Consider the following 7704-nt stretch of genomic DNA (forward strand, 5'->3'; position numbering starts at 1 on the left):
ACATAAATGAGATTTTTAGAGTAGGCATCTAAAACGATGCCGTAACTTTTCAGAATACCGACGACTTCTATCAGATTTTCTTCGGTATCAGGAAGTAATGCCCCTCCTGACTCTAATCGCTCGATATATTCAAATAATGGATAGTTAACAGGTTTATCTTTTATGTTTACCATTGCTATATCTCCTACTTAAAATACATATTAAAAGTTAGGTTTGTAGTATGCATTTGGGCACATCTTACAAACCTAAGAACAGTCTTTTAAGTTTTGGTTTTTTCCTTAACAAACGATACCGTTGCCACTGGGGTTGGTATATTAACCATCGTCGTCATTGTCGGTTCAGTCCAACGCACAAGCCAATTGGGTTGGACTCCAAAAATGACAATAAGCACAGCTAAAACTACAGCGGGGATACGATCGCCCCAAGACACGCGTGGCAAATTGACAACTTGTGGAGACAAGCGCCCAAAAAAGGCACGATTCATCAGAATTAAGAAGTAAACAGCAGTTAAGCCAGTACCTATCATAGACAACAAAGTTTGCACTGGGAAAACTGCGAAACTGCCGCGAAAAATGATAAATTCTGAAATAAATCCCACCATTCCCGGTATACCAGCGCTAGCCATCACTCCCAAAACCATCAAGCTTCCAATCACAGGCATACCTCGTTCTGGGTTGAGAAGTCCCTGAAGAACTCCTAAATCACGGGTACCTGTTTTTTTATACACAATCCCTACCAGCAAAAACAGCAGGGCTGAAATCAAGCCGTGACTAATCATTTGCATGATGCATCCCAAGACACTCAAAGGTGTTGCAGCTGCGGCGGCTAAAAGCACATAGCCCATGTGTCCAACGGAACTGTATGCTACCATCTTTTTCATGTCGTTTTGGGCGATCGCACACGATGCACCATACAGCACGCTGATAACTGCCCACGTTGCTAAAACGGGGGCTACATAACTCCAACCATTCGGCAACAAGTTCATCCCAAACCGGAGTAAGCCGTAAGTTCCCAACTTCAACAGTACCCCAGCTAATAATACAGAAATTGGTGTGGAAGCCTCAACGTGAGCATCTGGCAACCAAGTATGTAGAGGAACTAAGGGAATTTTGATGCCAAAACCAATTAATATTCCCAGCAAGAGTAAGACTTGTGTCTCTACAGACAAAACGCTAGTATTCAAGGCATCCAAAGCAAAGCTAGAAGAACCACTCAGCCAAACCATGCCCAGAAAACTTGCTAAAATCATTATCCCGGAAACAGCGGTGTAAATCAAAAATTTAGTCGCTGCATAGCCGCGCCGTTCTCCACCCCAAATCGCAATCAGAAAATACAGGGGAATCAGTTCGATCTCGTAAAACAAGAAAAATAGCAGTAAATCCTGTGCCATGAAGGCTCCAGTCACGCCAGCGTTTAACAGCAGGAGCAAACTGTAATAAAATCGAGGACGCGCAATATTTTCGTCAGTGCTGTCAATGGCGATCCAAGTCAACAAGCCATTTAATAGCAGCAAAGGTAATGACAGACCATCTATTCCAAGATAATAATTTAATCCTAACGCATCTATCCAAGGTAGGAATTCGGTAAATTGTTGATTCGTCTCCCCAGGATTAAACTGGCTTGAAATGACTACAGTCCACAAGAAAGCGATACTCGCAACAACCAAAGCGACTTTACGAGAAAGTTTTGGTGTCATGCCAAAAGGCAAGAAACCGATCAAAGCCGCACCGAGCAACGGCACCAAAAGCAAAATACTGAGCATAGGAAACAAGTCGGTAAGGTGAAGGGGGGGACAAGGGGACTAAAATGGCAATGTATTCAGCAAGCCTAATGACCAACTGATGAGAAAACCTAGGAGGCTAATGCCTACAAGGATGGTCAATAGGTATCCTTGAGAGCGACCAGAAACGCTATACTTTAAGGTTTGTCCACTAAAAATTGCTGCAAACCCAATTAAGTTAATGAAACCATCTACTAGGTAGCGATCGCTCCATGCTGAAATTTTAGAAAGCACCGCGACTATACTAACGACTGTCACATGATAAAGTCGGTCAATGTAAAAGTCATAACCCAACAAGTCTTGCAAAAATCTCCAAGTAAGAACTCTAGATCTCGACCAAGCTTTGTGCAGATAGATGTTAGACCCTACCCCTATCCCCAGCGCTCCAGAGGATACTAACAAGGTCACGACAATCCAATTTATACTTTCCCAATCCGGTAAGAGATACCATTGTTGTAGCATCAGGGGTAATAACAAGGTCATTATCGTCAGCGTTACCATTGGCAATGCCATCTGCCAACCGACTTCTGGAGTGCGACGGGTCTTTGGTTGTGGCTGCCCCCAAAATATTAAGCGAAATAGGCGTGTCAAATTTAATGCCGTCAAACTATTGACCACCACTAACACACCAACAACCCAAGGGCTAACCAAAGCCAAGCCATCAGCCCATCCTAACATCGCCCAAAAACTGCCCAGCGGTAATAATGTCACCATTCCAGCAGAACCAACAACAAAAGCTGTGGTGGTTGCTGGCATCCTTGACCACAGACCCCCCATTTCTGTTAAATCTTGAGTATTGGTAGTAAATATTACTGCTCCAGAACTCATAAATAAGAGTGCCTTGGCAATGGCATGAGTTAGCAGCAGCATCAAAGCAACTCCTCCTTGTTGCATCCCAACTGCCAAAAACGCTAACCCCATGTATGCACTTGTGGAGTGAGACATTGCTCGTTTGATGTCAATTTGAGCCAGCGCCACTAACGATGCACCAATTGCGGTGACTGTACCCATGACGATTAAAGCATTTAATGCGACTGGCGACAGCGCTAAAATTGGTTGTAGTTTAAACAACACATACGCCCCACCAGCCACCACCAAGGAGTTTCGCATCACTGAAGCTGGGTTGGGACCTTCCATCGCCTCATCTAACCACAAATGTAGCGGAAATTGAGCGCATTTACCTGCAGGTCCTGCAATCAGCCCTAAACCTAATAAAGTTGATGTTGTTGAATTTAAATCTGCCGTCTGCGCCCATTCATACAAGTCAGAAAAGTTCAAGCTACCTGCTATGGTGGAAAGCGTCACAACTGACATCAGCAGCAACAAGTCTCCCACGCGTTTAGTCCAAAATGCATCTCGTGCTGCTGTGACGACTAACGGTTGAGCATACCAGAAACCCACCAGCAAGTAAGTCGAAAGAGTCAACATTTCAAGAAGGGCATAGCTGAGAAATAAAGAGTCACTGATAGCTAAGCCACTCAGCGCTGCTTCAAAAAACCCCATCAGCCCAAAGAAACGGGCAATAGCCCAGTCCTTTTCCATGTAACCAAGGGCGTAAGTTAGTGCCAGTAAACTTAATCCTGTAATGAAAACTGTTGTCCCAACACTAATTGGCGAAATTTCTAAAGCAAAGGATAGCTCAAAATCCGCAGCTTTGAACCAGGTAAACAAAAAACTTTGTGGTTCTGTATTCCAAATATCAACGAATACGAACAGGCTGTGGATAAAAGCCAAAAAGGTTGCCAACCAATTGACATAAGCAGCTGGTCTTGGTCCTGTGCGCCGAATTAATCCTATTGCCCACGGTAAAGTCAACAGGGCACCTATTAACCCATAAAAAGGTATACACCAACTTGTTGAAAAGAGAATCTGATTCATTCAAATGTTCCTTTACAGCTTTGAGCAAGAATTCCTTTTTCAGTTTATGAAATGATTGATCCTAGTTTCTGCTTTTAACAATTCAAATTTTATTATTTAGAATTATTCTTTCATTGTTTGTATCGAAAACACAAACAAAAATGTCGTATATTTCATCATATATTTTTTCTTACCCCCTTACTTGTCTTTCTTTTGACAGCAATAATTTATAACTAAAAGATTCTAGTTTATAAGGAATATAATAAAAAATTATATACTTTATTCTGATTGTCTTCACAAAGAGTAACAGCCAGGGAAGAACTGTCCTAACACTTCCTAAGTTTTCCGTCATTCTTCTTGAGGCAGAATTTCCACCTTTACGAACCTGTTTCAGCAGATAGTATAAAAAAATTATAAAACAGAAGTGTCTGCTCTAGGAATCTGTGAAGTTCGGTTGAGCAGAATTGTCGTTCTCAAGTAATATTAATTTTTTTTAATTAAGTTTATTATAAACTATTATGGTAATTTATATTGTCAGGGACGCCAAGCTTTTCTATGCTTAATTTGGAAAGCTTTTAAAGCTCAAGATGAGCATCCCCGTAAAAAATTTTCCACCTGACAGTATATTGCACTAAATTTGTGGGAGTTCTGCGATGCCAATTGCGGTTGGAATGATTGAAACAAAAGGGTTTCCGGCAGTCGTTGAAGCTGCTGATGCGATGGTGAAAGCCGCTCGCGTTACTCTAGTAGGGTATGAAAAAATCGGTAGTGCTCGGGTGACTGTGATTGTCCGAGGAGACGTTTCTGAAGTACAAGCTTCAGTTGCTGCTGGAGTGGAAGCAGCTAGAAGAGTCAATGGCGGTGAGGTGCTTTCCACTCACATCATTGCTCGTCCTCACGAAAACCTGGAATACGTACTGCCTATTCGTTACACCGAAGCCGTGGAGCAGTTCCGCACTTAGCAATTTTGGATTTTCGCTCTTCAGTGCTGGGCTAAAATTAAGCGGCAGAAAGCAACTGCAAAAAATCAAGCTTTCAGCCAACAGCCCAAGTGCTGACGGCTTGAAAAATCTGAAATTGTTGTCGGGGTTGCCGTATTGGGCTACGACGTCGGCTGTATTCAAATCTTAAAAACAAAGGATTAAAACTTATGTCAATTGCAGTAGGAATGGTGGAAACTTTGGGGTTTCCGGCGGTAGTAGAAGCAGCAGATGCGATGGTGAAAGCAGCTCGCGTGACTTTAGTAGGCTACGAAAAAATTGGTAGCGGTCGCGTAACCGTGATTGTGCGGGGAGACGTTTCTGAAGTACAAGCTTCAGTTGCTGCTGGAGTTGAATCAGTCAAGCGAGTCAATGGTGGACAAGTGCTGTCTACCCACATCATTGCTCGTCCTCACGAAAACCTGGAATATGTGCTGCCAATTCGTTATACAGAAGACGTAGAACAGTTCCGGGAGAATGTGAACGCAATTCGTCCCTTCGGCAACAGAAGACCATAATCTGTCATGCAAATTGCTAAAGTTCGCGGCACAGTAGTTAGCACTCAAAAAGACCCAAGTCTCAGAGGTGTCAAGCTACTGCTGTTGCAATTAGTAGATGAAGAAGGACAAATTTTGCCAGAATACGAGGTGGCAGCTGATAGTGTGGGTGCGGGAGTAGATGAGTGGGTACTTATTAGTCGCGGTAGTGCCGCCCGTCAAGTTCTGGGTAACGAACAACGTCCAGTAGACGCAGCAGTGGTGGCCATAATTGATACAGTCCACGTTCAAGACCGTGTGATTTACAGCAAAAAAGACCAGTATAGATAGTCATTAGGAGGCAGTGCGGTGGACGGGTTCCCCGGCAGGAGCCAGTGCGGTCTTGGGGTCTCCCCAAGTGGAGCACCTGGCGTCATCTGCCGTTCATTAGTGAGCCAGCAGGATCTTGAGGGAAACCCCCATGAGCGACTGGCGCTCTTGGGTCAGACGAAGGCAGGCATACCCGTAAGGGTCATTAGGAGCCAGTGCGGACGCCACATGCCTCTGTCGGGAGACCCTCCTGCAGCAGTGGCTCGTCTTGGGGTCTCACGCCACATGCTACAAGTCGGCACAGCCGACGGCAGATGCTACCCTTCGGGAAGCCGCCCTTCGGGCGTCTACAAGCCGGGAAACCCTTTCGGCAGTTCCTCATGGGGGAAACCCCCAAGACCGGACTGCCTCACCAACGCACTGCCTCCCCAACGCAGTGGCTCCCCAAGTAGGGCATCTGGCGTTCATTAGCTGTAAACAAAGGACTTTTGACAAAGGACTTTTGACAAAGGAGAACAGAGGAGGAATCTAGCGATGGCAGTCCGCAGCACGGCGGCACCCCCAACCCCGTGGTCAAAAAGTTTAGCTGAGCCAAACATCCATGAAACAGCGTTTGTGCATCCCTTTTCTAATATTATTGGGGATGTATTTGTAGGCGCAAATGTAATCGTTGCTCCGGGAACTTCGATTAGAGCGGATGAAGGCACACCCTTTCACATAAGTGAAAACACCAACATTCAAGATGGTGTCGTGATTCATGGGTTAGACCAAGGTCGAGTCATTGGTGATGACCAAAATGAGTACTCTGTATGGATTGGCACCAATGCATCCATTACTCACATGGCGCTCATTCATGGACCAGCTTATGTTGGGGATAATTCCTTCATTGGCTTTCGCTCCACAGTGTTCAACGCCAGAGTCGGAGAAGGTTGCATCGTAATGATGCATGCTCTGATTCAAGATGTGGAAATACCTCCGGGAAAATACGTGCCTTCTGGAGCAATAATTACGAGTCAGCAGCAAGCTGATCGCTTACCAGATGTGCAGGCACGCGATAAACAATTTGCTCATCATGTGGTTGGGATTAATCAGGCCTTGCGCTCTGGTTACATCTGTGCAGCGGATAGTAAGTGTATAAGTACTGTTCGGAAGGAATTGACTAAATCTTATACAAGCAATAATGGGTTTGAAAGGAGTAATGACGTGGCAAGAAGTAGCTTGGGTGTTGAAACAGTCGATCAAGTACGTTATCTGTTAGATCAAGGATATAAAATTGGTACGGAACACGTAGACCAGCGGCGGTTCCGTACTGGCTCTTGGCAAAGTTGTACACCAATACAAGCAAGGTCAGTTGGTGAGGCGATCGCAGCTTTGGAAAGTTGTTTAGCAGATCACTCTGGCGACTACGTCCGCCTTTTTGGCATTGACCCCAAGGGTAAACGGCGCGTGTTAGAAACCATTATCCAACGCCCAGATGGAGTCGTAAATGCGCCTGCTAACTTCAAAGCTCCTACCACCAATCAAACAAACAAAAGCTACAGCGATAATGGTTACAGCAACGGCAGTGGTAGTGGTAAACTCAGTGCCGAAACTCTAGACCAAGTACAACAACTTCTTGCAGCTGGTTACAAAATTGGTACAGAACACGTAGATGAGCGTCGCTTCCGTACAGGTTCATGGCAAAGCTGCCAGCCCATTGAAGTCACTTCCACACAAGAAGTTGTCAGCGCATTGGAAGAATGTATGGAAAATCATCAAGGTGAGTACGTACGCTTGATTGGTATTGACCGCAAAGCTAAACGGCGCGTATTAGAAAGCATTATCCAACGTCCTAACGACCCAGTTGGCTCATCCAGCAGTTCTAAGTCTACAGCTAGTGCGCCAACTAGTGAGGTGCCGGTCAATTATTCTGCCAGATCAGCAGGAACAGCAACCAGTACCCGCCTCAGTTCCGAGGTCGTAGAACAGCTACAGCAACTCATCAATGGTGGGTATAACATTAGCGTAGAACACGTAGACCAGCGACGTTTTCGCACAGGTTCGTGGTCAAGCGCTGGGCAAATTCAAACTCGTTCTGCACAACAAGCCGCAGCAGCATTAGAAAACTATCTAAATCAATACCAAGGGGAGTACGTGCGACTGATTGGTATTGAGCCCAAAGCTAAACGTCGCGTACTGGAAACAATTATCCAACGCCCATAAGACAAAGGGACAAACAAAAAGAGCTGGGGACAAGGGGACAAGACAATTCAAAATCACCGAAGATTTGAATCTCCTGAGC

Annotated in this window: 7 protein-coding genes; 4 read left to right on the top strand and 3 right to left on the bottom strand. The window is 45.0% G+C overall.

Translation table 11 applies throughout. The features are described from left to right. The 3 genes from DP116_RS23570 to DP116_RS23580 all read right to left on the bottom strand — a co-directional run. Nucleotides 1-173: CO2 hydration protein (locus DP116_RS23570; RefSeq protein ID WP_281357469.1), on the bottom strand; the 173-nt coding region annotated here is incomplete at its 3' end. Between the two features lie 86 nt (nucleotides 174-259). Next, nucleotides 260-1762: an NADH-quinone oxidoreductase subunit M gene (locus DP116_RS23575; RefSeq protein ID WP_169157480.1), complete on the bottom strand. Its 1503-nt coding sequence runs from the start codon at nucleotides 1760-1762 to the stop codon at nucleotides 260-262. A 39-nt stretch (nucleotides 1763-1801) separates the two neighbouring features. Then, entirely contained in the window at nucleotides 1802-3658 is a 1857-nt protein-coding gene (locus DP116_RS23580) for an NAD(P)H-quinone oxidoreductase subunit F (protein WP_169157481.1), read from the bottom strand. A 632-nt stretch (nucleotides 3659-4290) separates the two neighbouring features. Between DP116_RS23580 and DP116_RS23585 the strand changes: the two genes are divergently transcribed. From DP116_RS23585 to ccmM, 4 genes are all read left to right on the top strand, one after another. After that, nucleotides 4291-4599, top strand: coding sequence for a carbon dioxide-concentrating mechanism protein CcmK (locus DP116_RS23585; protein WP_015209255.1), 309 nt, complete (start codon nucleotides 4291-4293; stop codon nucleotides 4597-4599). A gap of 188 nt (nucleotides 4600-4787) precedes the next feature. Next, the gene (locus tag DP116_RS23590; protein WP_048869679.1) at nucleotides 4788-5135 is read left to right on the top strand and encodes a carbon dioxide-concentrating mechanism protein CcmK; all 348 of its coding nucleotides are present in this window, start codon (nucleotides 4788-4790) and stop codon (nucleotides 5133-5135) included. A 6-nt stretch (nucleotides 5136-5141) separates the two neighbouring features. Next, complete coding sequence (gene ccmL / locus DP116_RS23595) at nucleotides 5142-5444, top strand: beta-carboxysome shell vertex protein CcmL (protein ID WP_169157482.1); 303 nt, start codon at nucleotides 5142-5144, stop codon at nucleotides 5442-5444. A 513-nt stretch (nucleotides 5445-5957) separates the two neighbouring features. Beyond that, on the top strand, nucleotides 5958-7625 hold the full coding sequence (gene ccmM / locus DP116_RS23600; RefSeq protein ID WP_169157483.1) for a beta-carboxysome scaffolding protein CcmM: 1668 nt from the start codon (nucleotides 5958-5960) through the stop codon (nucleotides 7623-7625). Nucleotides 7626-7704 lie beyond the last annotated feature (79 nt).

This window comes from Brasilonema bromeliae SPC951 (genome assembly GCF_012912135.1).
Lineage (GTDB): Bacteria > Cyanobacteriota > Cyanobacteriia > Cyanobacteriales > Nostocaceae > Brasilonema > Brasilonema bromeliae.